The 25,683-nt window shown below is 55.7% G+C and carries 24 protein-coding genes, 3 tRNA genes and 2 pseudogenes; 9 read left to right on the forward strand and 20 right to left on the reverse strand.

Annotated elements, in window-relative coordinates:
- Positions 1-63: 63 nt before the first annotated feature.
- The 3 genes and pseudogenes from ispF to N6V40_RS00090 all read right to left on the reverse strand — a co-directional run bounded on the left by ispF (position 64) and on the right by N6V40_RS00090 (position 1,884).
- Positions 64-543: a 2-C-methyl-D-erythritol 2,4-cyclodiphosphate synthase gene (gene ispF, locus N6V40_RS17525; RefSeq protein WP_396268599.1), complete on the reverse strand. Its 480-nt coding sequence runs from the start codon at positions 541-543 to the stop codon at positions 64-66.
- 114 nt (positions 544-657) lie between these two features.
- Positions 658-1,244 (reverse strand): annotated as a pseudogene (locus N6V40_RS17530) (2-C-methyl-D-erythritol 4-phosphate cytidylyltransferase); the annotation flags it as partial.
- 154 nt (positions 1,245-1,398) lie between these two features.
- Positions 1,399-1,884: a CarD family transcriptional regulator gene (locus N6V40_RS00090; RefSeq protein ID WP_022877089.1), complete on the reverse strand. Its 486-nt coding sequence runs from the start codon at positions 1,882-1,884 to the stop codon at positions 1,399-1,401.
- A 354-nt stretch (positions 1,885-2,238) separates the two neighbouring features.
- Between N6V40_RS00090 and N6V40_RS00095 the strand changes: the two genes are divergently transcribed.
- Positions 2,239-2,778, forward strand: coding sequence for a DNA modification methylase (locus tag N6V40_RS00095; protein WP_131090392.1), 540 nt, complete (start codon positions 2,239-2,241; stop codon positions 2,776-2,778).
- An 89-nt stretch (positions 2,779-2,867) separates the two neighbouring features.
- Here N6V40_RS00095 and N6V40_RS00100 read toward each other — a convergent pair whose 3' ends face one another.
- A complete protein-coding gene (locus N6V40_RS00100) occupies positions 2,868-3,548 on the reverse strand; it encodes a winged helix-turn-helix domain-containing protein (protein ID WP_131090393.1) in 681 nt (226 codons plus the stop codon).
- Positions 3,545-4,759: a sensor histidine kinase gene (locus N6V40_RS00105; protein ID WP_396268099.1), complete on the reverse strand. Its 1,215-nt coding sequence runs from the start codon at positions 4,757-4,759 to the stop codon at positions 3,545-3,547. Before N6V40_RS00105 ends, N6V40_RS00100 begins: the two co-directional genes overlap by 4 nt.
- A 227-nt stretch (positions 4,760-4,986) precedes the next feature.
- Between N6V40_RS00105 and phoU the strand changes: the two genes are divergently transcribed.
- Positions 4,987-5,640, forward strand: a complete 654-nt coding sequence (gene phoU, locus N6V40_RS00110; RefSeq protein WP_131090394.1) for a phosphate signaling complex protein PhoU — start codon at positions 4,987-4,989, stop codon at positions 5,638-5,640.
- A gap of 93 nt (positions 5,641-5,733) precedes the next feature.
- Here the strand turns inward: phoU and N6V40_RS00115 are convergent, their stop codons facing one another.
- The 4 genes and pseudogenes from N6V40_RS00115 to N6V40_RS00130 form a co-directional block, all read right to left on the reverse strand.
- On the reverse strand, positions 5,734-6,036 hold the full coding sequence (locus N6V40_RS00115; RefSeq protein WP_131090395.1) for a DUF4193 domain-containing protein: 303 nt from the start codon (positions 6,034-6,036) through the stop codon (positions 5,734-5,736).
- Positions 6,037-6,235: 199 nt separating this feature from the next.
- Positions 6,236-6,982, reverse strand: coding sequence for a phosphoglyceromutase (locus N6V40_RS00120; protein ID WP_131090396.1), 747 nt, complete (start codon positions 6,980-6,982; stop codon positions 6,236-6,238).
- 129 nt (positions 6,983-7,111) lie between these two features.
- On the reverse strand, positions 7,112-7,423 hold the full coding sequence (locus tag N6V40_RS00125) for a DUF2516 family protein (protein ID WP_262198443.1): 312 nt from the start codon (positions 7,421-7,423) through the stop codon (positions 7,112-7,114).
- Positions 7,424-7,477: 54 nt separating this feature from the next.
- A pseudogene (locus N6V40_RS00130) lies at positions 7,478-8,721 on the reverse strand (trans-sulfuration enzyme family protein).
- Positions 8,722-8,757: 36 nt separating this feature from the next.
- Here N6V40_RS00130 and tmk point away from each other — a divergent pair.
- The 4 genes from tmk (at position 8,758) to N6V40_RS00150 (ending at position 12,277) form a co-directional block, all read left to right on the forward strand.
- The gene (tmk, locus tag N6V40_RS00135; RefSeq protein WP_131090399.1) at positions 8,758-9,411 is read left to right on the forward strand and encodes a dTMP kinase; all 654 of its coding nucleotides are present in this window, start codon (positions 8,758-8,760) and stop codon (positions 9,409-9,411) included.
- Positions 9,408-10,562: a DNA polymerase III subunit delta' gene (locus N6V40_RS00140; RefSeq protein ID WP_262198445.1), complete on the forward strand. Its 1,155-nt coding sequence runs from the start codon at positions 9,408-9,410 to the stop codon at positions 10,560-10,562. The genes tmk and N6V40_RS00140 overlap by 4 nt, the downstream gene beginning before the upstream one ends.
- Before the next feature lie 295 nt (positions 10,563-10,857).
- Positions 10,858-12,123, forward strand: coding sequence for an alpha/beta hydrolase (locus N6V40_RS00145; RefSeq protein WP_262198446.1), 1,266 nt, complete (start codon positions 10,858-10,860; stop codon positions 12,121-12,123).
- Between the two features lie 82 nt (positions 12,124-12,205).
- A tRNA-Thr gene (locus tag N6V40_RS00150) sits at positions 12,206-12,277 on the forward strand.
- Positions 12,278-12,347: 70 nt separating this feature from the next.
- Here the strand turns inward: N6V40_RS00150 and N6V40_RS00155 are convergent.
- The 6 genes from N6V40_RS00155 to N6V40_RS00180 form a co-directional block, all read right to left on the reverse strand.
- The gene (locus N6V40_RS00155; protein ID WP_131090401.1) at positions 12,348-12,668 is read right to left on the reverse strand and encodes an EthD family reductase; all 321 of its coding nucleotides are present in this window, start codon (positions 12,666-12,668) and stop codon (positions 12,348-12,350) included.
- A gap of 99 nt (positions 12,669-12,767) precedes the next feature.
- Positions 12,768-13,610 carry an aldo/keto reductase gene (locus N6V40_RS00160; RefSeq protein ID WP_131090402.1) on the reverse strand — a complete coding sequence of 281 codons (843 nt, stop codon included), beginning with the start codon at positions 13,608-13,610 and terminating at the stop codon, positions 12,768-12,770.
- A gap of 68 nt (positions 13,611-13,678) precedes the next feature.
- Positions 13,679-14,128: a hypothetical protein gene (locus N6V40_RS00165; protein WP_131090403.1), complete on the reverse strand. Its 450-nt coding sequence runs from the start codon at positions 14,126-14,128 to the stop codon at positions 13,679-13,681.
- 38 nt (positions 14,129-14,166) lie between these two features.
- Positions 14,167-14,466, reverse strand: coding sequence for a YbdD/YjiX family protein (locus tag N6V40_RS17140; RefSeq protein WP_315973731.1), 300 nt, complete (start codon positions 14,464-14,466; stop codon positions 14,167-14,169).
- Positions 14,467-14,468: 2 nt separating this feature from the next.
- A complete protein-coding gene (locus N6V40_RS00175) occupies positions 14,469-16,712 on the reverse strand; it encodes a carbon starvation CstA family protein (protein ID WP_262198450.1) in 2,244 nt (747 codons plus the stop codon).
- Positions 16,713-16,813: 101 nt separating this feature from the next.
- The gene (locus N6V40_RS00180) at positions 16,814-17,791 is read right to left on the reverse strand and encodes an NAD(P)H-quinone oxidoreductase (RefSeq protein ID WP_131090676.1); all 978 of its coding nucleotides are present in this window, start codon (positions 17,789-17,791) and stop codon (positions 16,814-16,816) included.
- Between the two features lie 62 nt (positions 17,792-17,853).
- Here N6V40_RS00180 and N6V40_RS00185 point away from each other — a divergent pair.
- Positions 17,854-17,941: transfer RNA gene (locus tag N6V40_RS00185), tRNA-Ser, on the forward strand.
- A 47-nt stretch (positions 17,942-17,988) separates the two neighbouring features.
- Here N6V40_RS00185 and N6V40_RS00190 read toward each other — a convergent pair.
- Together N6V40_RS00190 and N6V40_RS00195 are read right to left on the reverse strand one after the other, a co-directional pair.
- On the reverse strand, positions 17,989-18,300 hold the full coding sequence (locus tag N6V40_RS00190; protein ID WP_262198452.1) for a hypothetical protein: 312 nt from the start codon (positions 18,298-18,300) through the stop codon (positions 17,989-17,991).
- 208 nt (positions 18,301-18,508) lie between these two features.
- Positions 18,509-20,002: an FAD/NAD(P)-binding protein gene (locus N6V40_RS00195; RefSeq protein ID WP_262198453.1), complete on the reverse strand. Its 1,494-nt coding sequence runs from the start codon at positions 20,000-20,002 to the stop codon at positions 18,509-18,511.
- Between the two features lie 57 nt (positions 20,003-20,059).
- Here N6V40_RS00195 and N6V40_RS00200 point away from each other — a divergent pair, with 57 nt between their 5' ends.
- Positions 20,060-22,147 (forward strand): prolyl oligopeptidase family serine peptidase, encoded by a 2,088-nt coding sequence (locus N6V40_RS00200; protein ID WP_131090407.1) that lies wholly within the window; start codon positions 20,060-20,062, stop codon positions 22,145-22,147.
- 63 nt (positions 22,148-22,210) lie between these two features.
- Positions 22,211-22,301: transfer RNA gene (locus N6V40_RS00205), tRNA-Ser, on the forward strand.
- Positions 22,302-22,455: 154 nt separating this feature from the next.
- Here N6V40_RS00205 and N6V40_RS17535 read toward each other — a convergent pair.
- From N6V40_RS17535 to N6V40_RS00215, 3 genes are all read right to left on the reverse strand, one after another.
- A complete protein-coding gene (locus N6V40_RS17535; RefSeq protein ID WP_396268105.1) occupies positions 22,456-22,710 on the reverse strand; it encodes a hypothetical protein in 255 nt (84 codons plus the stop codon).
- Entirely contained in the window at positions 22,707-22,919 is a 213-nt protein-coding gene (locus tag N6V40_RS17540; protein WP_396268107.1) for a hypothetical protein, read from the reverse strand. Before N6V40_RS17540 ends, N6V40_RS17535 begins: the two co-directional genes overlap by 4 nt.
- Positions 22,920-23,400: 481 nt before the next feature.
- Entirely contained in the window at positions 23,401-25,521 is a 2,121-nt protein-coding gene (locus tag N6V40_RS00215) for a RecQ family ATP-dependent DNA helicase (RefSeq protein ID WP_131090409.1), read from the reverse strand.
- Positions 25,522-25,683 lie beyond the last annotated feature (162 nt).

A 25,683-nucleotide genomic window follows, 5' to 3' on the forward strand; every position in this document is an offset into this window, starting at 1 on the left:
TTGTATTTCACTTGTGATGCGCTCGGTGATATGGCCCGTCAACCAAGCCGACCCAGCGCCGTCCTATCTGGGGTAGACCAGCGCGGTGGCGTAGGCGGTCAACCCGGTGCCTTCACCCTCGTAACCCAGGCCGTCGCTGGTGGTTGCAATGACGCTGACCGGGGCTCCTACCGCAGCGCTGAGCACTTGGCTTGCTTCCTCACGACGTGCTGCAAAGCGTGGTCGGCGCCCCACAAACTGCACGGCAATGTTGCCAATTTCAAACCCTGCTTCGCGCACCAAGCGGGCTGCTTCTGCAATCAGGCTCACACCACTGGCCCCAGCAAATTCCGGTCGATCCACCCCAAAGTGGGTTCCTAAGTCTCCGATTCCCGCTGCCGAGAACAGTGCATCGCAGGCTGCGTGGGCTACCGCGTCCCCATCTGAGTGACCGGAGAGCCCAATGTCATCTGGGAAGTGCAGGCCCGCCAACCACATGGGTCGGGACGGGTCATCGCTGACCGCGTGGACATCGATACCATTTCCGATACGTGGCAGATCCATGGCTTCCCTTGCAATGTGAAGTGCGGGCGTTGTTGGCGTAACCAGTTTGCTGACCACTTCTAGATCTTCTGGGTGCGTGACTTTCAGGGCCTGTTGTTCACCGGCCACCACCTGAACAGTTGTTCCGTAAGCGCGCACGATCGAAGCGTCGTCGGTGACTTTCTCCAGCTCGGCTTCGGTGTAGTGATCAAGTTGAGCATGAGCTGCGCGCAGTACCTCTGCGTCAAATCCCTGGGGCGTTTGCACCGCGCGCAAGGTGGAGCGTGCGGGAGTCTGCTCGATAAATTCGGGGCCATGACCGTCTTGTTGGGCAACAACAGAGATTGTGTCGGTCACTGCCAAGGCAGGGATCACGGCCTTTGTCTCGGGCGCTTCCAGCGCTTGAAGCACACGTTGATACAGTTCCACCGGCGCGAAGGCTCGGGCGGCATCGTGAACAAGAATGGTGGCTGCCTCATCGCTGACCAGTTGAAGGCCGCGGCGCACCGAGTCTGCTCGGCTTGCTCCCCGGGCACGGTGCGAAGTTTGCTTCCATAACCCGCGAGTGCTGATTGCATGCGCTGATCATCTGGTGGGGTAACCACGATGATTTCGTTAATCTGCGCCACTTGCAGGATCCGGTCGATGGCATGTTCCGCCAAAGATTTGCCGGCTACTTGAACCAGTGCTTTTGGCATGCCGGCGCCTAGCCGTGTGCCCATGCCGGCTGCGACCAAGATCAAGCTCGAAGGATGCGATGGTGTTTGCTTCACACCGCTCAGCTTATCGCGTGGATCGGCGCTTCATTGGGGCTTTAACGGCAACAGCCGTGAAACGTTTAAATGTTTCACGGCAAGATGCGCGTAGGAGTTTTGTTTAAGCCGAAGCCAAAACCTCATCCAACAGGCCTTCGGCCTTGGTCTCATCCAGGTCCTTGGCCAGAGCCAATTCGCTGATCAATACCTGACGAGCCTTAGCCAGCATGCGCTTTTCGCCAGCGGACAGACCACGATCATTTTCTCGACGCCATAGGTCACGAACGACCTCGGCAACCTTGATGACATCACCGGAAGCTAGCTTCTCGACATTTGCCTTGTAGCGGCGCGACCAGTTGGTCGGCTCTTCGGTAAATTCAGCACGAAGGACATCGAACACATGGTCCAAGCCTTCCTGACCTACCACGTCACGTACGCCAACAAGATCAACGTTCTCTGCTGGAACTTCGATGGTCAAGTCACCCTGAGCCACCTTGAGCTTGAGATACATTTTCTCTTCGCCCTTGATCTTGCGCATTTTGATCTCTTCGATCATTGCCGCGCCGTGATGCGGGTAGACAACAGTCTCGCCAACCTCAAAAACCATGTGGATAAACCCCTTTCCCATTGACTAGTCTAACATGTTTGCTCTCGACGAACTTGCGTTTGTGCCCGATATAACCGCGAATTCACGGGGAATCACCTCTTCCATTCGCAAGAGAAACATGGTAGGAAGAGAGTACGGCGATCGAAGTTCCATACCTCTTATCCCAAACTTGGTTCTCTACTTCTTGTCGAAAAGCGTGTGTTGCACGTCGCTAAATCGCGTCTTTGTGTGAAAAACAGCTAGGCTTAGAGGTAATCGTGGTCTTTTTCGCGAGTTGCTCCTCACCCTAGGTGGAGTCGATTCGGTAGACCATGAACCGAAGCAACTCATTATTCTCACCGAGGAGTTAGTGTCGTGATCACCGCACGCATGACCGCTGGACGTCGCATTGCCGCGTCCCTCGCTGTGGCTGCCCTGGCATTCGGTGTCACCAGCTGTGGCGCCATCAACGAGCAGGCCACCAACACCGACTACGCTGCCAGCGATGGCATCAACGTCGACGTCGCCAAAGCACAGGTTCGTAACCTGATGTTCGTTACCAACAGCGATGGCAGCAAAGCCCGCCTGATCGGCACCGTGGTCAACGACAGCGATTCTGCTCTGACCCTGTCCGTCAAAGCCGCTAGCGCTACGCCAGTGACCATCTCGGTTCCAACCGACAAGTCCCTGAAGCTAGAAGATGACGCTAACCAGAAGGTCATTTCTGGCCTTGGTGTCAAAGCCGGCGAGCATGCCGAGACTACCTTCACTTCCAACGGAGACACCGTGGACTTCAGCGTCCCAGTCGTAGACGGCACCCTTGCCGAATACCGTGACTTCGTACCAGGCGGTTCCGATGCAAAGGTAACCGAACACCTGAAGGCAACCGAGAGCCACGCGACCTCGGAGCACTAAGCACCAACGATAAAGGGCCTCGGGAAAGAATCTATGGATTCTTTCCCGAGGCCCTTTCGCTTAAGCGGTTACGCGCGGGGTGAGCAGTGCTAGACCACGAACTTGTAGCCCAAACCTCGCACCGTCACCAGATGCTCTGGCGTGGCAGGATCTGGCTCGATCTTTGAACGAAGACGCTTCACGTGGACATCCAACGTCTTGGTATCCCCCACGTAGTCGCTACCCCACACGCGGTCGATCAGCTGGCCACGGGTAAGCACGCGCCCGGCATTGCGCAGGAGCATTTCTAGCAATTCAAATTCCTTGAGCGGCATCGATACCTCGGTGTTATCCACCGAGACCATGTGCCGTTCCACATCCATGCGCACCGGTCCAGCGGTCACCACATTGCTGATCAGTTCTTCGGCCTCGCCCTGACGGCGAAGTACCGCACGGATGCGTGCGAGTAATTCTCGCGATGAGTATGGCTTGGTGACATAGTCATCGGCGCCGAGCTCCAGGCCAACCACCTTGTCGATTTCCGAATCCTTGGCGGTGAGCATGATGACCGGAACCTGAGAGTTCAGGCGAATCTGGCGAATCACCTCGGTGCCCGGTTGGCCCGGCAACATCAAATCCAGCAGCACCAGATCGGCGCCGTGGCGTTCAAATTCAGTGACGGCGACCAGTCCGTCATCAGCGATTCGTACTTCGAATCCTTCGCGTTCCAAGAGGAAAGACAGCGGGTCAGAGAGCGATTCCTCATCCTCTACGATCAATATGCGGGTCATCGTCGTCCTCCTTTGCGGTCTGAGGTTCGAGCCTCGACTGCTTGTTCCTTCATCATCTCATCGGCAAGAGCATTAGATCTGGCCGGTTCTTCATCCGCTAGGGGAAGTCTAAGGGTAAATGTGGAGCCATGGCCGGGCTGCGACCACAGCGATACTTCGCCGCCATGGTTGGCCAGCACGTGCTTGACGATGCTCAGCCCCAGGCCGGTACCGCCGGTTTGTCGTGAGCGGGCCGAGTCGACGCGGTAGAAGCGCTCGAAGACTCGCTCTTGTTCCTCGGCCGAAATGCCTGGGCCTTGGTCGGTGACCGAGATCTGCGCGTAGCCATCACGCTGGCGGATACCAACGCCCACTTTGGTGTTTTCTGGCGAGTAGCGAATCGCGTTGTCGATCAAGTTGCGCACCGCGGTCATCAGCAGGTCCGGGTCGCCAAGAATTGGTTCGCTCAGATGGCCGCCGACGGTAATGTCGATGCCCTTCTCTTCGGCCAATAGGTGGCTGCGGTCCACGGCCTCGGCCACCACACTGTCGATGTTCACTTCCTTGCCCTGCACAATTGCATCGCTGGCCTGAAGCCGGGAGAGCTCAATGATGTCCTGGACCAGCGCGGCAAGCCTGCGTGATTCCTTGTGCATCCGAGTGGAGAATCGAAGCACCGCGGTCGGATCATCTGCTGCTTCGGAGATTGCTTCGGAAAGCAGGGAAATAGCTCCGACCGGAGTTTTCAGTTCGTGGGATACGTTAGCCACAAAGTCATTTCGCATGGCTTCAGTGCGGGTGATTTCGGTGCGGTCATCGGCCAGCAGCAAAATATATTCATCGCCCAGTGGGGCCACTCGCACATGGACGATCAGCTGACCGGCGCCGAGCGTGGAGCGTTGTAATTCATATTGGCTTTCGGCAATCACGCCGTCTGCACGCACCTGGCGTACCAAGGCCAGAAGCTCATTGTGCACGAGGGTGTGCCCGCGCACCAGCCCATAGGCGTAGGAGGCAGGATTGGCCCGCACAACGCCATCTACGTCGTCCAAGATCACGAAGGCGCGACCAATGACGGACAAGACGGCAGCTGCACCTTCTGGGAGTGCAGGCTCGTCAACCTGCGGCAGCCTAGCGGTCCTGCGTTGGGAAATTCGAAAAGCGATCACGCCAACGATTCCTAGGGCAAGACCGAGGACACCGGCTATCAGAGTCGAGATCACATCGTTCACCCTTTTAGCCTAACTTCACCTATGGGTTCCTTCCCGCCTAAATGACGCAATTTTGGCCAAATCGGCGCGCTGTTCACCAAACGTTCACGTTTAGTGGCATATTCGTTAATCACCCGCTGACAGGGTGGAGTAAGACCCTCCACCATGCCATAAATCTGTTTTGGGGCGGTTGGCCCGTGCATGCAGGCCACCGATTGGCATGGGACCGACACTCGAAAGGAACTGCTATGCGCAAGGTTTTTCAGGCAGATCTACAACAAATCGGCGAAGAACTCATTGAGATGGCCAATCAGGTCGCTACCGCTATGGATCACGCATGGGATTCGTTGGCCAATGCCGATGTGGATCTAGCCCAGGAAGTCATCGCGGCTGACGCGAAAATTGATTTCCTCCAGAACCAACTAGATGAACGTGCCATCGATACCCTCGCACTTCAGGGACCGGTAGCCAGCGATCTACGCATGATCGTCGGCTCGCTGCGAATGAGCGCTTCGCTTGAGCGCATGGGTGACCTCGCACGCCACTTGGCTCAGCTAGCCCGCTTGCGCTTCCCACAGCCAGCGATCCCAGAGAAGATTTCTGCAACCTTTGCTCAGATGGCTGCGATTGATATTCAGATCGCCAAGGAAGTTGCCACGCTTCTTGATACTCGTGATTTGGCCATTGCGGCCAAGATTATTGAGCTGAACCATGAGGTGGACCGTTTGCACTCCAGCGTCTTCACGCAGATTGCTGCCGATGATTGGGACGCCACCGCACCAACCACCGTGGATGTTTCGTTGACCAGCCGCTATCTAGAGCGCTTCGGCGATCATGGTGTCTCCGTGGCCCGCAAGGTCACCTACCTGGTGACCGGCGAATGGGATCCGTCCGACGCCTAAACAGCGTATTTGCCTAAAAGCGAAGGCAGCCCACCAATTGGTGGGCTGCCTTTAGCATTCCGGCGCATTATTAGCGCCAGCGTAGAGCGGCTTTTAGCCTTCGCACTCTACGCAGAAACCTACGTTGCCTTCTTCGCGTACCAGCTGGGAGCGGTGGCGAATCAAGAAGCACGAGCCACAAATGAACTCGTCCTCTTTCTGTGGAATGACGGTGACCGTCAATTCCTCGTTGGACAAATCTGCACCTGGCAGATCCATTCCATCAGTGTGATCGGCTTCGTCGAGCTCGCGCACCACGGACTTTGCGTCCGGTGCGTTTGCGGACTTAACCGCATCCAGAGAAGCCTTACGTGCCTCAGCAACGTCTGGGCGGACTTCATCGTAATCAGTTGCCACGAATTGCATTCCTAACGTGAGCCATTGAGCCTATTCGAAATAGGAGATTACAGCATACTAATGCCAAAAATACAATCGTGTGCAGTTGTTTCGCTCACAGCCGTTGTTCCGCACCTCTTGCCGATCTTAAAGTCAGAACGGCGGCACCGAAGTTCAAAAGCCTAAGCCCTTGAGTTTCGGTGCCGCCGAAAAGTGCGTTTTACTTGCGACCCTGGTTCGCGACTGCCTTGATGGCGTCAGCTGCTGCTGCAGGATCGAGGTAGGTTCCTCCAGCGGTGACCGGCTTGAAGTTGTCGTCCAACTCATAAACCAATGGGATACCGGTTGGGATGTTCAGCCCAGCGATATCCGCATCGCTAATGCCGTCCAAGTGCTTAACCAGCGCGCGCAGCGAGTTGCCGTGTGCGGTGACCATGACGGTCTTGCCAGCGCTCAGATCAGCCTTGATGTTTTCTTCCCAGTAAGGAAGCATGCGGTCAAGAACATCCTTGAGGCATTCGGTCCGCGGAGCGTTATCGCCCAGATCGGCATAACGCTCATCGTTGATCTGGCTGAATTCCGAGGAATCATCAAGTACTGGTGGTGGGGTGTCGTAGCTACGACGCCATTCCATGAACTGCTCTTCACCGTATTCTGCCAAGGTCTGAGCCTTGTCCTTACCCTGCAGCGCACCGTAGTGACGCTCGTTCAGGCGCCAGTCGCGGTTCACTGGGATCCAGGAACGGCCAGCAGCTTCCAACGCGAGGTTAGCGGTGACAATTGCGCGGGTGAGCAACGAGGTATGCAGTACCTCTGGCTTGTACCCTGCTTCTGCAAGTAGTTCGCCACCGCGCGAAGCTTCAGCGCGGCCCTGTTCGGTCAGTGATACGTCGTACCAACCGGTGAATAGATTCTTTTCGTTCCATTCGCTCTGCCCGTGGCGAAGCAAGATCAAAGTGTGACTCATACAATCTATCCTAGCCAATACTGGTACCCGGATGCGCCAAGGTTAAGGACTACTCAATAATTGAGAAGACCCGCACCACCGTTTTGACGGGGTACGGGTCTTCAAAAATCTTTGGTTACTCAGCTGGCTCTAGTAGTTGTACCAGCCGCCGCCTTTGCCACTCACGGCAGGCTTTACATCGGCAAGGTAAACACACGCAATGCAGGCACCGATGAGCTGAAGGAAACCGATTCCGCCAGCGCTGAAAACGCCAAGCAAGGAAACTACGACGCTGGCGATGGTCAGCCCGGTCCAGAAGCCCTTGGTTCGTTTGCCTTCTTGGGCAAAGCGCTGTGTACCTTGGCCTAGGCAATCGATGAGCGCCCACAGCGCAAGGACTAAAATAACTACGCTCAGGGCCAACATCAGGTACTGCTCAATGCTTTGAGCGACAAACATCATTGACATACCTTCACTCTACCTTTGGCCTTTGTCGATTTTGGGCACTGCCACACCTCAGAGCTGTTCCAGCGCCTGCGAAAGATCAGCCCAGAGGTCCTCAACATCTTCGATACCCACCGAAAGTCGGATCAGGTTTTCTGGAACACTCACCGGTTCTGAGGCGTGCCGGGCCCGACGTTCAGCCAGGGTCTCCACCCCGCCCAGCGATGTTGCGCCGGTGATCAGCTTAAATGCACCGATGACCTTGTCGGCGCCGTCAGCGCTGCCACCGACTTGGAAGGCGATGACCGCACCAAAGCCACTCATAAGTTTTGCTGCGCGTTGGTGCCCCGGGTCTTGTTTAAGTCCGGGGTAACGCACGGCTTGAACGTTGGGGTGTTCGCTCAAACGTTCGGCAAGGATCTGGCTGTTACTCTGTGAACGATCCAGACGCACCGCCATGGTGCGCACACCACGCAAGGCTAAGAAGGTATCCATCGGTGAAGCGATAGACCCGTGCAGGGTTCGGTAACCGTGCACGGTGTTGTGCAGCTTTTCATCACTGGTGACTACCGCACCCATGATGACATCGGAGTGGCCCGAGAGGTACTTGGTCACCGAGTGGACTACTACATCGGCCCCTTGGGTCAACGGCTGCTGCAATAGCGGGGTGGCAAAAGTATTGTCCACGATGGACAAGATTCCACGCGCCTTGGTTTCTGCAAGAAGTACCGGGAGGTCTGCAACTTCAAGCATAGGGTTGGTCGGCGATTCAACCCAGAGCACGTGCGCGCCTTCCAGCGCGGCGATGACCTCGTCGGTATCGGCGATGTCTACCGGGCGGACGATCAAACGACCAGCGGCCTCCAGCTCGGAGGTTAACGCCAGCGAACCGTTATAGGAGTGCTTTGGCATAACCAGCACTCCCCGGCTGGAACCAAGTTCAAGGCGGCAGCGATCGCGGCCATACCCGAAGAGAAAACCAGAGCCGGTCGCGCGGCAGCTTCCAGCTGACCCAATACTTCTTCAAAGGGATCCCAGCTCGGGTTGGAGAATCGTGCGTAGACACGTTCGTCAGCAGCAGCCAGACCCTGGGAGTGATACGTGGAGGTGAAAGTCACCGGGTAATTCACCGGGGCGTCAACGGCGTGAGCCGGTCGGCCACCTGCAACGATGAGGGTCTTTGGGTCCCACGCTGGGCGGGATGCTGATGGCGTGCTGCTGAAGTTCATGAGAAAAACTTTACGCTCAGCACGGGCACGTCCACGGATCGGTTTCATTACATTTCGAGATTTACCGTCCACAGCATGTGGGCGCATGTCAATGATTGGCTTGACCTTGGATAGGCTAGAGGGGTGAGTAACAAATCGAGCGCGCCGACCCCTGGGCTGTTCATCGTATTTGAAGGTGGCGACGGAGCGGGCAAGTCCACGCAGGTGGCCATGGCCCAGCAATGGCTTGAAGCCCGAGGGTCAAAGGTCATCACCACCCGTGAGCCAGGTGGAACCCAAATTAGCGAGTCACTGCGCTCTTTGGTACTCGAACATGGCCACGGTGAGATCGATTCTCGCACCGAGGCACTGATTTATTCGGCGGCCCGTGCCGCCCACGTACAACAGCTGATCACCCCGGCGCTAACTGCCGGCAGCCACGTTATTTGCGACCGTTTTGTTGATTCTTCCTTGGCTTATCAGGGAATGGGCCGAGCTCTTGGCTTTGAGGCCGTGGCCCAGATTAATGACTTTGCTACCAACGGGCTTAAGCCCGATGTGACGATCATTTTGGATATTTCTGCCGCTGACGGTCGTGCTCGACGGGTCGCTGCCGGTGGTGGTGTGGAGGCCGCGGACCGTCTGGAAGCTGAGCCCGACGACTTCCACGAACGCATCCGCAACGCCTTCTTGGACTTGGCTGCTCGCGAACCAGATCGTTACCTGGTACTAGATGCCACCGGTACCGTCGAAGAGCTGCACCTTGCTATCACCACGTACTTAGCGAGCCTGTTGTGAGTCGGCCGGTATTTGCAGATCTCGCCGGGCAGCAGCGGGTTATTCAGACCCTTACCGCCGAAGTTGACCGAGGTAATCCCACCCACGCTTGGCTAGTCACTGGCCCTCCCGGGTCAGGCCGTACCACCGCCGCTCGCGCCTTTGCCGCTGCGCTGCAGTGCACGAACAGCCCTGCTGGTTGTGGTGAGTGCGAAAGCTGCAAACTAGTGCAGTCTTCGGGACACCCGGACGTGTCCTTTATTTCTACGGACAAGTTCGAGTACCAGATCGCCGATGTCCGTCACCTGATCACCCGGGCGCAGGAAAGCACTAGCACCGGACGCTGGCGAATCATCATCATCGAAGATGCCGATCGTATGTCTGAACGAAGCACCAACGTCCTGCTTAAGGCCATCGAAGAGCCTCCAGCACGGATGATCTGGATCCTCTGCGCTCCGTCCCCGGCTGACGTACTGGTGACCATCAGGTCGCGTTGCCGTGCGGTGAACCTTTCCGTTCCTTCAACCCAAGATGTGGCGGATCTTTTGGTGCGCCGCGATGGGCTCGATGAGCAACAAGCCATGTTTGCCGCCAGGGTTTCGCAGTCGCATATTGGTGTTGCCCGGTTGTTGGCTCGGGACGAGCAGGCCCGCATCCAGCGCGAAAAGGTAGTCACCCTACCGTTGCGCACCACCACCCTGCCTCAGGCAATGGCCGCTGCCGCGGAAATCTCCAAGCTTGCCACCGAGCGTGCCGAAAATATCACCGGCACCGATCTGCAACGCAAAACTGAACAGCTTCGTCACGCCAACGGAATTGGTCCTGAAGAGACCATTCCCCCAGGGTTGCGTAGCCAGTTTAAGTCCTTGGAAGAGGACGCTAAGCGCTTTGCTCGACGTGCCAGTTTTGATGCGCTGGACCGAACGTTGACCGACTTAACTACGTTTTTCCGTGACGTATTGAGCATTCAGCTTGGCACCGGTATTGAGTTGATCAACGAACATCTTCGCGAAAAACTTGAAAACTACGCTCGCGGACAAAACACCGAGAAATCATTAGCACAGCTTGACGCGATCAATCAGACGCGTAGCCGTCTGGCTGCCAACGTTAATCAACTCATGGCACTTGAAGCCTTGATGACCCGGTTGCTACCGCAGCCGGGCCGCCGCTAACCCCACTCAAGGAGACACTTAAAGTGCCTGTACGCTCGCTCAAAATGCAGTTAGCAGCCGTGGGGTCCGTTCTCGCCCTGATCGGTCTAACCAGCTGCTCAGCCGGATCATCCGTTCCAGAAGCCGATGGAACCAACGCAGCACCGAGCGCAAGTAGCGCAGCGGCCCCAAGGGGCTGGAAACCTACTACTCCCAGGAGCTCGACTGGAAAGACTGCGGAGATGTACTTGAATGTGCAACGCTCAAAGTTCCACTGGATTACTCCGACCCCTCGGGTGAGAGCATCGAGCTTTCGTTGAACCGTCGCGCCGCAGAAAACGCCTCGGCGAATTTACTGATTAACCCAGGTGGCCCTGGTGGCTCGGGCCTGGACATGGTCGAATCCTCGGTCCAGTCCATGTTCAGTGAGGATCTGCAGGCCGCTTACAACATCATCGGATTTGATCCACGTGGTGTGGGTAAGAGCTCCCCGGTGACCTGCCAAACCGATGCCGAAATTGATCAGGGCCGCCAAGAGAACTTGCGTGCTTGGTTGCCCGAGGATCAAACCCAAATCATCGAAGAAACCGATGACTACGCGGCGGACTGCACGGCCAACACCGGCGATCTCTTGGGACATGTTGACACCGTTTCGGCGGCTAAAGACATGGACGTCATCCGAGCAGCACTGGGTGATAAGCAGCTGGACTACCTAGGGTTCTCCTACGGGACGTTCTTGGGCTCAACCTATGCGGATCTCTTCCCTAAGAAGGTTGGACGCTTTGTGCTCGACGGCGCCATGGACCCAACCAGCCAGGCATCTGATCTGACCAAGGCACAAGCTGTTGGATTTGAAAACGAGATCGACGCATGGCTTGCCCAGTGTGTTGAGTCGGAGGATTGCCCGTTCAGTGGAAGCGTCGCCGAGGCGAAGGTTCAACTACAGCAGTTCTTCGCTCAGGTGGAAAACCAGCCTATGGTCTCCAGCGATGGCCGCACCGTTCCAATCATCGACTTTGTTAACGGTTTCATCTTGCCGCTCTATGACAATTCAAATTGGCCATACCTGACCGAGGCGATGGCTTCGGCTGTTAATGACGGCAACGTTGATAGCATTCTGGGCTTCGCCGATATAGCTGCTGACCGCCAAATCGACGGAACTTACTCGTCAAATTCTTCAGACGCTTTTACCGCCATCAATTGCTTGGACCGTCCGATGAACGCCAATAGCGATGCCATGAGCGAGGAAGCCACCGAGCTGATGCGCGTGGCCCCCACGCTTGGCAAGTACCTTTCTTACGGTGAAATCGCATGCGACGTGTGGGATCACAAGGCCTCGGGACATGCTGAAGAGCTGAATGCTCCGGGTTCAAATGAGATTCTGGTCGTTGGTACCACCGGAGACCCGGCAACCCCGTATAAGTGGTCGCAGTCGTTGGCCAAGCAGCTAGATAATGCTACGTTGTTGACCTACGAAGGTCATGGTCACACCGCCTACGGTCGGTCCAACGACTGCATTACTGACGCCGTTGATGGCTACCTCATCGAGGGGAAGGGTCCAGCAGCAAATTCTCAGTGCTGATTGGGCATGTTCGTGTCATTCTCGTTTTGACGATCAGACAATTCCTCGGATAAAGTGACGTGGTGCCTGTTTGCAGGTACAGGCCTCCTTAGCTCAGGGGTAGAGCAGCTCCCTCGTAAAGAGCAGGTCGCCGGTTCAAATCCGGCAGGGGGCTCATGTGACGAAAAACCCGGAATCGTGCGGTGCACGATTCCGGGTTTTTCGCTTTCTAAAAGACGTCAATCTCAGACGTTGCTACCGCCAGAAACAGTGTAGTCGAGCGTAATCGCTCCACCGGTTGCGTAGTTGGGAACGTCTGCGGCAACAGCCTGACCTTCAGGAGAACTCATAGCTGCTCGGAAGTCATCTACATCGTTAAACTCGGCCTCAAAAACAGCGAAGTACGGGGCAGGGTTTCCCTTGGCATCTGGCGAAACATTCGTTGTGTAACGCCATGAACGCAACTCCGGAAGCTTCGTAGCTAGTGGCAGGTGAGTCGACTCGTAGTACTCGATGAACGCGGCGCGATCTACCGGCTCGGGATATAGAACGATGAGCTTATGCATGGTGTTTTCTCCTCATGAGCGCTGGTTTGAGCGATGGTGTAAATGTGGTCCTTGGCTTCAGATGAAGCCAAGGACCACATAGTTACTTAGGACTGAGCTTTACTCGAAGTCAGCGGTTGCTGGATCGGCTGCAATACGACCTTCTGCACCTCGGTCCAAGGTAGCAATTGCTTCGATATCTTCAGCGTCAAGCTTCACGTTCAAAGATTCGAAGTTCTCCACGATGCGTGAGTCAGTCACCGACTTAGGGATCACCACGTTACCCAATGCCAAGTGCCAAGCGATGACTACCTGCGCCACCGTTGCTTCGTGCTTTTTAGCGATCTCGGCAAGCAGTGGTTCCTTGAGCAGGTCTCCGCCCTGGCCCAGCGGGGACCACGCCTGGTGCAGGATGCCATGCTCTGCTTCGTAGGCGCGAAGTTCTGCCTGCGGGAAGTATGGGTGGGTTTCAACCTGGTTGATCACTGGGCGAACACCGGTTTCGGTGTACAGCTCTTCAAGTGCTTCCTTGGTGAAGTTGCAAACACCAATGGACTTGGCCTTGCCGTCCTTCTGAAGCTGGATCAGTGCCTTCCAAGTATCCACGTAGGTGCCACGCTTGGGCTGCAACCAGTGAATCAGGTACAGGTCTACATATTCCAAGCCAAGACGTTCCAGCGATGCGTCTGCTGCAGCGATGGTCTTGTCATATCCCTGATCTGCGTTCCAGACCTTGGTGGTGATGAAAAGTTCTTCACGAGCAATTGAGCTAGCGGCAACGGCACGGCCTACGCCGGCTTCGTTTCCGTAGATCTTCGCGGTGTCGATGTGACGGTATCCAGCTTTCAGCGCCTTGCCGACAGCAACTTCTGCTTCCTCGTCTGCAACCTGCCAAACGCCGAAGCCCAGCTGATCGATGGTGTTTCCGTCGAGGAACTTACTTGATGGTATTGATTGGGTCATGAAACCAACTTAGTTCACGAATCGACCCAAATTCTAGGATCACCGCTGAACTGATCGGTAATTCTCAATTATTCATTATTAGCGAACATTTGGGCCGCTCGGCTGACATCTTCCTTAACCAACCGTGCACGGTGTTGCACCGAGTTGATATCAATTTGCCCTCCGGCTTCGGCCTGCATTCTCATCATCGCAATGACCTGTGCGGTGGTGGCCAAATCGTTGGCCGACTTGGTGAGACTGCGGTGAACGCCTGCGGTGGCTTGCGGGATCTGCTCGTCGTCGCTCGGCGTGATTCGCTGAGCGGTAGAACAGATCTGACGAACCGTTGGCAACAGGTCGGCCATCTCATTGGCCTCTTTCACCAGCTGGTTATACACCTGGTCATCTGCAATTCCCTCGATCACTTGGAAGACCCGATCCAATGAACGCTGGAACCGGTCGTGGGCGCGACGCCAGACGCCCTCGCCAAGTTCGCGAGTGGCTGCGCGCTGCGCGCGAAGTCGTGAAAAGAACGCCATGACACTTCTCTACCAGAGATGAACAAAGATCAACGCTTCTAGCCTACCGGGAGCGGAGCACCAGCAAGCTTGTGAAAACGACATAAAACGAAACCGGCCTCGATCCATCCGCCAATGCAGATAGATCGAGGCCGACACGCAGTGCACCTAGCAGCAACGCCCTTCAGGGTTTTTTCTTGCCAGTCGGTGTAGTCCTTCCAGAACTCACGCTCGTTCATTGGTTGCTGATCAGGATGATTACGTTGGTGGTGCTCCAGGTAGTGCTGATACTTATCGGCACCAAGAACCCCATCAACAAATCTTTTGGCCTGTCCCAATCGCTCCAATAACGAGGCCACGACTAGTGTCCGCCGCGCTGAATTTGAGCTTCGGCCGGAACTTGCTTCCAAGCCTTCTCCAGTTCCTTCTCAGCAGGTGAAGAAATCAGACCAGCTGGTGCGTACATCTTCGATGGCACAGCGCGATCTTCGGTATTGTTTCCGCCTCCGTTGCGCTTTGCCTTGATGGTGGTAAGAATCGCAGAAACGATCACAATCGCAGTGAGCAGCAAGAACAATACCGAAAGCCATCCCTGAACTCCGGTGTTGCGTACCACTGCTTCCATGGCTTCAACAGTCTTGGCCGTTCCCAGCGAGGTTTCGCCGTTGGCCAGCGCCTCTTTGTAGGCGTTGTGGTTCGCGAAGTAGCCCACCTTGGTGTTGGTCGAGAAGATCTTCTGCCAGCTCGCAACGAAGGTGACTGCGACGGTGAAGACCAACGGAACAGTAACCACCCATAGGTACTTAAAGTTGTTCTGCTTGGCGATGATCGCCATAACCACTGCCAAGGCAATGGCGGCTAGGAGCTGGTTAGCGATACCGAACAGTGGGAAGAAGGTATTGATGCCGCCCAGCGGATCGGTCACGCCGAGGATAAGGATGTATCCCCAGCCGGCCACCATGATTAGCGTGCAGATCCACACCCCGGGACGCCATGAGGTGTTCTTGAACTTAGGGAAGAAGTTACCGATGGTGTCCTGCAGCATGAAGCGCGCTACACGGGTACCAGCATCCACCGCGGTGAGGATGAACAGTGCTTCAAACATGATTGCGAAGTGATACCAGAAGCCCATCATCGCGGTGCCGCCGAACCACTGATGCATGATGTGCGCAATGCCCACTGCCAAGGTTGGAGCGCCACCGGTACGCGAAACCACGTTGGTTTCACCGACGTTGGTGGCCAGTTCGGTCAGCGTATTGGGCTGCAGGTTGACGCCGGATAGCCCCAGCGAGTTCACAAAAGCTACCGCGGTTTCCACGGTCCCACCGGTGGCAGCCACCGACGAGTTCATCGCGAAGTACACACCACGGTCAATCGAGATCGCAGCGACCAGAGCCATGATGGCAACCATGGATTCCATGAGCATGCCACCGTAGCCCAAGAAGCGGGTCTGCTTCTCCTTCTCGACGAGCTTCGGGGTGGTTCCCGAGGCGATCAACGCGTGGAAGCCAGACAAAGCACCACAGGCGATGGTGACAAACAGGAATGGGAAGATGTGTCCGCTAACCACCGGTCCGTCGGCGCGTCCGGCGTACTCGGAAAATGCTGGAACGGAGATTTCAGGGCGAACAATGATGATGGCCAGAGCCAGCAGACCAATCACACCGATTTTCATGAAGGTGGAGAGGTAGTCGCGTGGAGCCAACAGCAACCATACGGGCAGCACTGCGGCGATAATACCGTAGATGATGATGGCCCAAGCAATGGTGGTGCGATCCAAGTGGAAGAATTCAGCACCCCACGGCGATTCAGCAATCCAGCGACCGGAGACGATTGCGAACATCAACAGCGCAAAGCCGATGACGGAGATTTCCAAAACCTTGCCCGGGCGGATGAAGCGCAGGTAAACACCCATGAACAAGGCAATCGGGATGGTCAGGCCCACAGAGTAAACGCCCCATGCCGATTCGCCTAGTGCATTAACCACAACCAGCGCCAAGATGGCGGTAATGATGATCATGATGGTCAAGGTGGCAATCAAGGCCGCCGTGCCACCAACTAGTCCAAGCTCTTCGCGGGCCATCTGACCCAGCGAACGTCCACCGCGACGCATCGAGAAGAACATCACCAGGTAGTCCTGCACCGCACCGGCGAGCACCACACCAACAATGATCCAGATGGTGCCTGGCAGGTAGCCCATTTGGGCTGCCAAGATCGGGCCGACCAGTGGTCCAGCACCAGCGATAGCCGCAAAGTGGTGACCAAAGAGCACTCGGCGGTCGGTTGGCACAAAGTCACGACCGTTGTTTACGGTCTCCGCGGGGGTCGCACGGAAGTCATCAGGCTTTGTAATCTTGCGCTCGATGAATTTCGAATAAAAACGGTAAGCGATCAAATAGGTAGCAACGGCTGCAAAAACAAACCAGATTGCGTTGATGGTTTCCCCGCGCGAAAACGCGAGGATTGACCAGGCGATGCCACCGACCAGTGCGATAGCGATCCAGACGGCGATCCGCAAAGGAGTCCAACGTTTTTCTTCGTGTTGGGCAACTTCGGGATCAACGCCTGCTGGGGGCAAGGTATTTTGGGCACTCAATGCGAGCATCCTCCTCAAGACTTAGCAAGTGATGTGCGTGACTGCCCTTTATCAGACCGGTCACACCGTTATGGCTACTGTGTCACTTTACGCGCCTGAGGAAGTTTCGGCTAAACCTTAACGACGATTTTTCCGGTGTGCTCACCCGAGTCGAAATACTCATGTGCACTGGTCAGATCGGAGAACTCGAAGGTCTTGGAGACGTTGATAGACAGTTTGTCCGCTTCGACCAACGGCAGTACCCGTGCGACGGTCTGCTTAATGATCTGAGTCTTTTCATCCAGCGGTCGAGCGCGAAGCGTCGTGGCGATCACCCGTGCGCGCTTAGCCAGCATCATCCCCAGATTCAGTTCAGCCTTGGTACCACCCTGAAGTCCGATCACGACTACTCTGCCTCCAACGGCGAGCGCCTTGATATTACTCTCTAGGTACTTGGCGCCGATAACGTCAAGAATCAGGTCCACACCTGCCCCGTCGGTCAGTTCTTTGACCCGCTGTTCAAAATCTTCTTCGCGGTAATTGATTCCCTCATCCGCTCCAAGCTGTGCGCAGTACTCCAGCTTTTCTGCTGAGGATGCGGTAACAAAGACTCGGGCGCCGGCCGCTTTGGCCAGCTGGATGGCCATGGAACCAATGCCGCCGGCCCCGCCGTGGATCAGCAAGGTTTGGCCTTCAGCTAGACCGCCCTCGATGAAGAGGTTAGAAACTACCGTTGCGGCAACCTCGGGTAGCGCCGCTGCATCGGTGCTCGAAAGATTCTCTGGGATATTGATGAGCAGCTCGGCGGGCACGTTGACGTACTGGGCGTAGCCCCCACCTGCTAACAAAGCCGCCACGCGCGTTCCTGTGCTCCAGCCGATGACGCCCTCTCCGAGTTCCACGATCGTCCCGGAGACCTCCAGACCAGGGATGTCACTAGCCCCGGCAGGTGGCGGGTAGACGCCCTTGCGCTGTTGCACGTCGGCACGGTTCAGGCCGAATGCTTCAACCTTGATCAGCACCTCACCTGCGCCTACCTTTGGAATCGACCTTTCGGTGAGTTCGATAACCTCTGGTCCGCCACCACCGTTGTAGATATAAGCCTTCATCGATTCACTCACGGATCTCAATTCCTTTCATCGGGGGTTCATGCCGTATACTTTTTCGGGTTGGATGGTTGTCCGAGCGGCCGAAGGAGCTGGTCTTGAAAACCAGTAGGCGGTAACCCCGTCTCATGGGTTCAAATCCCATACCATCCGCGTATTGAGTGAGGCGGGCTGATCTTAGGATCAGCCCGCCTCACTGTTTAAATTCGTTCTGTCGGCAAGCCTTCGCCTACTAAGAATCCTGCCAGACGCGCTACTTCGTTGGCCACATGGGTGGCATCTTTCAGCGTTCTAGCTGCGGGATTGTTCAGGTCTCCTGCTTGAGCAGCAATCGCTGTCCCCCACTGAGCTGAGGACAATTGCAGGCCCAGCACAAAAATACCGCGGTGGGCGAGGCCTTCGGAGTTGACCAGACGGTACGGTTCGCCGACTACATCAAAGCCGGACCCCGGAAGGGTTTCACCTTCTGAGTTACGCCACGTGTGCACACGTCCCACATGATCGCTAAGCAATTGTTTGATCAGGGGGTGTTGTTTTGTAACACTCTGTTGCTTGGCATCATCGCTTCGCACATAGTTCGGGCAGTATGCACTTCAGCATCAACCCAAGGTGATGACGCGGTGAATTGGCCAGAAACCTCATCAAAGGTGAATTCAGGTTCCGGGCCAACAAAGGTCACGACCCCAGCGCGTGAGAGTGCCAGTAACTGTTCAATACGTTCTAGCGGTGGGCCGGAGGCCAGCCCTCCACCAACGGTTCAAAGTGAGCTTGGATTTCTTCAATTCTGGACTGCTCATCAACTACGCCGTTGACGATCAGTTCCTTGACCAGCATTCGTCCCGCATTCATCGTCATGATCGCGCACGACAATGGATCGTCCAGTCCTCCGGCGCTGTGCTGTGCGTTGTCAACTAGATAGTCTTGTACAGCCTTCTGGTACTCCTCGTTGGAGGCAAACCCGATCTCTTCAAAAGGCTTTGCGAGCTTCGGGACGTCCAACCACTGAATTTCGGGGAATTGCGCAATGAACTTCCGCAATTCTCCCAGCCATACTTGGCTACCTTCTCGGTGTTCGGCAGACAAGATGTTATCTACTTGTTCAATAAATCCTTCGGCCGAGAAACCCTCAGGGACTCCACAACTTTGGGCGCTCTGTTGATAGTAGGCAAAGAGCACATCTCGATGCAGGTTGGGCCAGATATGACGGGAGAACTCCAAAGTGGCCTGCGGATTGGTGGACCTCAGCTCGGCCAGATGACCGATCAAGTCCGGCACGTCAAAGAACCGTAGCTCGATTTCTTCTGGGATGAACTGATCAACTACTGGCTTACCCCAGTACGGAGTGCCACGTCTGGAAGCAACAATTAGTTCTGGTTCTCTTCCCGCGGCGACGTATTCCAACCGGTGACCTGGATCAGTGGAAACCTCACGGAAAAGCCCACCGCGCCCCAGCGTTAGCTCTGCCATGGTGTCAAAGAAATTTAACCCCAATCCGCGGATCAGCGCAGGCTGACCGGGGGCAAATTGATCAAAGTCCATATCGGCAGGAACATTAGGACCAAGGTATACAGCCCCGGATGTAGTTGCTGCTTCTTGCAGCTGCTTCTGCCATGGATTCAGGTCAGCACTTTGGTGCCCCAAAGCAAGGACAACTGCGTCAACCGCCATCATCTGCACTTCAGAACTACCAGCAGTTCTTTGGAACTCCAGCTGATATCCGCTACCTTCTGGCCTCACAGCCAAAACTTCAGCTGCCACATGTTCTACGCTGAACGACTCGTGCGCTTGAAGGGCAGCACAACTGCTGTCAAAAACGTGTTCGAGGTACTCGCCGTAGATGGCTCGTGACGGGTAAGTGCCGGCATCTATGTTCTTGATGCTCTTGGCATGCTCTTCGGTGAGTTTCCGTCCATCACCGTGCAGTTCCACAAACTGTTGAAAGCTCAACCCAGGCTCGACTGAGGTACGTTCTGGAGCCACCGTAGGGAACGAAGCTGGGGTGTTCATCCAGAAGTTCTCGGACTGGTGCGGATTCCAGACGTGCCCTGAGCCGGGACGGAAGGGATCCAAAACCACGATCTTGAGATTGCCGTCTTTGGGCGCTAGCTTCGAGGACAGGTCAGCAAACCTTTCCACGACGCTAGTACCGCGCGGACCGGCCCCGACGACAGCCAGGGTGTACTCATTCTTGAGGTTCTGCATTTTGGTGCTCACCCCTATAGGTTATTACCTTTAGGCCAGCTCACGAGCCCTAACGCATAGACTATGCCCATGACTGACCAAGTTTCTGATGTAACCGGTACCGATCCATATTCTTGGCTTGAGGCAATCCACGACGAGACCGCGCTGAGTTGGGTGCGTGAGCAGACGGCGCGAACTGAATCTGAACTCTATGACACTTCATTCGATCAGCAGGTTCAGCAGATCAAAACGGTGCTCGACGCTCAGGACCGCATTCCCATGGTGAGCAAGCGTGGCGAGTACTATTACAACTTTTGGCGCGCTTCAGAACACCGCTTGGGCTTGTGGCGCCGCACCACTTGGCAGTCTTACCTCAGCGACGAACCACAGTGGGAAATCTTGTTGGATCTTGACGCCTTGGCGATCAGCGAAGGACAGGAATGGCACTTTGCCGGTTCCTCATTGCTGCGTCCCCAGGGCGCGGAACCTTATGAGCGCGCGCTACTGCGTCTGAGCCCCGACGGCGGCGACCAGGTACGCATTCGAGAATTCGATTTGAGCAGCAAGTCTTTTGTTGAAGACGGGTTTGATTTTCCCGTGGCCAAAACTCATGCTTCCTGGATTGACCGGGATACCTTGCTTGTTGGCTCTGCGGGCAGTGAGCAATTCACTACCCGCTCCACTTATGCCAGCACCCTGCGCCGGGTGGGCCGAGGTGTAAGAATTGAAGACGCCCCGGTGATTTTCGAGGTCAAAAAGGACCATGTTGCGGCGTTCGGCTACTTCGATTCCACACCCGGTTTTGAGCGTGTGATCACCACCGACGCCATCGACTTCTACCGTTCGCGCACCGGTTTCATCCTAGAGGGCGCACACCACGTAATTCAGGTTCCCGATGATGTTCAGGTGAGCTTGCACCGCCAGTGGGTTCTGTTCGCGCCGCAGACCGATTGGGAGCACCAAGGCCAGATCTTGGTTGCAGGTTCGTTGGCCATTGCCCGGCTAGAGACATTTCTTGAAGACGGAACCATCGACAAGGTGCTATTCGTCCCTGACGGGAGCAATGCCCTTGAAGGACTGAGCTTCACCGCGAATTACCTTTTGCTTACTGTGTTGCAAGATGTTGCGTCGCAGGTTCGAGTCATCAGCCTGACAGAGAATTTCAATGAAACGCTGATGCCCCTAGCGGACCCGATGCTCAATATTTCCGTTGGAGCCGTTGATGACGAAGATGAGACCGCCGCAGATGACTACTGGATGACCATCACCGGGTTCATCACTCCCACCACCTTGTTGCGTGGGACTGTGGGCTCCCACGGCACCGTAGTGAAAAGATCGCCTGATCGTTTTGATGCAACAGGTCTGGAAGTCACACAGCACTTCGCAACGTCGGCGGACGGGACAAAGGTTCCATATTTCCAGGTAGCACCGGAAAATTTGGTTCTTGACGGGAAAAATCCTGTGCTCATGGATGGCTACGGTGGATTCCAACACAGTATGACTCCGGGTTATGCCGCAGCTATGGGCGTAGGTTGGCTTTCGCGCACGAATGAAACCGACCGCCGTGCGATCTACGTAATGACCAATATTCGAGGAGGCGGCGAATACGGTCCAACGTGGCACCGTGCGGCTCTTCGGGAAAAGCGTCACCGTGCCTATGAAGATTTTGCGGCCATCGCAGAGGACCTAGTGACACGTGGCGTAACCAGCCGCGAGCATCTATCGGCCACAGGACGCTCCAATGGCGGATTGCTGATGGGCAACATGATTGCTGGCTACCCGCAACTATTTGGTGCTATTTCTTGCGGTGTACCGCTTTTGGATATGAAGCGTTACACACAGCTGGCAGCGGGTCATTCATGGATCGCTGAATATGGCGATCCAGAGAAACCCGAGGATTGGGAGTTCTTACGTACTTTCTCCCCGGTGCATCGACTCAGTGACCAACCACATCCGGTTGATGACTATCCAGCGACTTTGATTTGGACCACAACTTCTGATGACCGGGTCGGCCCCTCGCAGGCGCGCATCATGGCCGCCAAGATGATGGACCTAGGCATCAAAAATGTGCGGTATCACGAGCCTGAAGGCGGTGGCCATGCAGGTTCGACGGACAATGAATCAACGGCGAAAATGCTTGCCACAAGTTACGAATTCCTGTGGCGAAAAGTGCATTAGCTCTCTCGTTTTGGAACACTCGCCTATCTTCAGGTAGGCTAGATTCTGCTGGAAACAGCGGATGGACACGTGCCAGAGCGGCCGAATGGACTTCACTGCTAATGAAGGGTCGGGCTAAAACTCGACCGGGGGTTCAAATCCCCCGTGTCCGCCATAAAACCCCTACTTAGGTAGGGGTTTTTTGTTTCTGCAGGGCATCGCGATACCCGCCTGCACCAACAATTACTTGATACCAAAAAGGACGCCTCCGAGCATCATGCTCAGAGGCGTCCTTTGAGGGTTAACGGCTTCGGCCGCCAGTGCCTAAATCAGTCATTGCGCTTCACGAAGGTCTGCAGCATGTTCTGCACAATATCCTTAGGTAGCGAGGTATGACGGACGATAATTTCTGACATGCGATCAAGGTCCGTATCGGCAATGGCTTCAAATAAGGCTTCACGGTCAGCTTCAGGCAGTTCCGCCGCGTCAAAGTGAACGGGACCGTCTGGGCCCTGTCCTTCGAATTTGAAATCAGCAACATTGCCGTTGGCACTGGCACCGGACATTGGCGAGGTCGCTATCATCCGCTCCAAGTCATCAACTGGCAAACCGGTGTAGCCGTGCAAAATCTTTGCCGCTTCTTCAAAGTTTGAATCGCGGAGCATGGAGAAGAGCTGATCATACTCATTGGGCGGAAGCTGTTCGCTGGAGAATTCACGGCTTTCGCCGTCAAGTTCGAAGGCCATTTTGAAGTGAGTCGCACTTGGCTCGTTTTCGGAACCGAACTGTTCACTCCACTCGCTAGGTACAATCCAGGTATCAGCGTCCGAACCTAGTGTGGCCTCTTGCTCATTACCGCTAGCAGCTTCTCGGTCTTCCCGTTCAACCTGAGCTTCCAGCTTGTCGCTCAAGGCCTGAATTTCAGCGTCGTCCGATGGTAGCTCCTTAGCCGGGGCAACCTGAGGGTATTTATCGAGGCTGCGAACCGCGATGACGCAGTCTTTCACCGATTCACCGGTAGCCGCGCGATAGTTTTGCACGGCCCCCATCACGTCGCCTTTAGCAAGATTGCGGTAGACGGAATTGCGGGCAGAATCATCTAGTTTCGCGTTGGCAGCTTCAGCCACTTCACGGGAGATAGCTTGCGCAACCTGCGCAGAGTTTTTCTTCCGTAATGCCTGCAGACCGAAGTAACCCAAGGCAATCACTGCGATGATGACAACGAGCCAGATGATAATTTCCATACCTCCAGACTACTTCTTTTAACTGTGCAATTACCCGGCTACGCCCAAAGTGAAAGGCAGGACACCCGGCGCGCCAGCAATTCGTAAAGCCCGCCCAGCCATAGCGATCGACCAGCGCGAATCAACAAGATCATCCACGAGCAAAACCGGACCCGGCGCACCCGAAACCAATTGTTCCAACGCAGCTGGAAGTTCAAAGGCATCTGCCACCGCAGCAACGCGGAATGCCGAGTTACCTCCGGAGCCATTTTGTGGGCCGGAGCCGCGGTACTCAAGCTGACCTAGATAGCGCAACCGGCCAACCTCGGCCAGGCTCTGAGCCAACGAGGTAATGAGTTGTGGCCGCTTATTTGACGGCATGGCAACCACACCAACGGGCCGTTCTTCCCAATTCCATTCGGCTAGTACCTTGATGCAGGCATCCACCATTGGCTTATCAATGGGATTATCGGTGGGGTCGGCAAATAGTTGACGCAGTCGATTGCCCCACCCGAGGTCGGTAAGACGAGCCAATGCCCGTCCATTGGAGATCTGCTCATCAACCGGAATTTTTCCCTTGAGCGTGTATCCCAAGCGGTCCAAACCCGATGGGTAGAGCTTACGTGGTTCAATCGGGATTCCCACGCGGCCCAGCGCCGCTTGGGCGCTGTCCTTAGAGTCTTCAGGAATATGATCGTCAAACCAGACACCGGCACAGTTATCGCAGCGTCCACATGGTACCGAACGCGGATCATCCAAGGCTTCGGTCAAGAATTGCATGCGGCACCCACGAGTATTTTCGTAGGTGACCATCAGCGTTTGTTCGTGCACCCGGCTCTGGGCCACACGCTTGTATCGTTCCGCGTCGTAGCTCCACGGCATGTCGGTGCGCATCCATCCGCCTGCAACACGTTCCACCGCGCCATCAACTGCTAGTACCTTGAGCAACAGCTCCAGAGGAGAACGGCGCAGATTCACTGCGCTTTCCAACGCCGGCACGCTCATCGCCCCGTCGGTGCCTGCTAGCGCTTCTAGTACTTGGGTGGCACGGACTTGGTCCGGCATGGAACTGGTCGCAAAGTACTCCCAGATCTCCGAGTCATCTGGGCCAGGAAGCAATAGAACATCCGCATTCACACTGCCACGACCGGCACGACCCACCTGCTGGTAGTAGGCCACCGGAGAGCTGGGTGCGCCAATGTGCAGCACAAATCCGAGGTCTGGCTTGTCAAAGCCCATACCAAGGGCGCTAGTTGCGATCAGCGCCTTAACCACATTGTTTTTTAGTGCTTGTTCTAGCCGTTCGCGTTCCTCTAGGTCGGTGCGCCCGGTATAGGCCGCGACTTCATGACCAGCTTCGCGCAACAAGCGAGCAATATCTTCGGCTGCAGAAACGGTCAGCGTGTAGATGATGCCTGAGCCGTTAAAATCATTGATATGGCTGAGCAACCAGGCCAATTGCATCCGTGGAGAAGGCAATCTCAGTACGCCAAGTCGAAGTGAATCTCGCGCAAGGGTGCCACGCAAGGTGAAAACTTGCTCGGTCCCGCCGGCCAGTTGTTCAGCCACATCTTCTACGACGCGACTGTTGGCAGTTGCGGTGGTGGCAAGAACAGGAAGGCCCTTAGGCAACTTGGCAATCAAGTCTCGGATACGCCGATAGTCGGGACGGAAATCATGGCCCCAGTCTGAGATGCAGTGGGCTTCGTCAATAACCAGCAGACCTAGTCGTTGCATCAGCATTGGTAGCTGTTGCTCGCGGAATGATGGATTATTCAGGCGTTCTGGCGACACCAGCAGCACATCAAGTTCGTTGCGTTGCAGCTTTTCAAGAATCTCGCGCCATTCGAGCACGTTGGCTGAGTTGATGGCGGCGGCCCGTACCCCTGCACGCTCGGCCGCGGCCACCTGATCACGCATGAGAGCCAGCAATGGAGACACGATCAAGGTGGGCCCATAACCCTGCTCACGCAAAAGGAGTGATGCGATGAAGTAGACCGCTGACTTTCCCCAACCGGTGCGCTGTACAACCAGGGCACGACGACGTTCGGCCACCAAAGCTTCGATTGCTTCATACTGGCCGTCGTGGAATTGTGCCTCGGGGTTTTGCACCAGAGCGCGCAGTTTCTGCAGAGCCAGGGTTTTCAGATCCACTTGCATTGAGCCATCCATGACTTCAGTATTTCAGTTTCCTCCCCTGAATTAGGATCCAGACGTGGCGATTTGTGCACTAACAACGTTTTGGACAGCATCCAGAGCCCGATTTAGCGGAAGTGTTAGGCATTTCCCATCCACAATCGCCCCATTCTCGCTGATTTGAATCAGTCAAACCGG

It is taken from the genome of Glutamicibacter sp. M10 (genome assembly GCF_025452055.1).
Lineage (GTDB): Bacteria > Actinomycetota > Actinomycetes > Actinomycetales > Micrococcaceae > Glutamicibacter.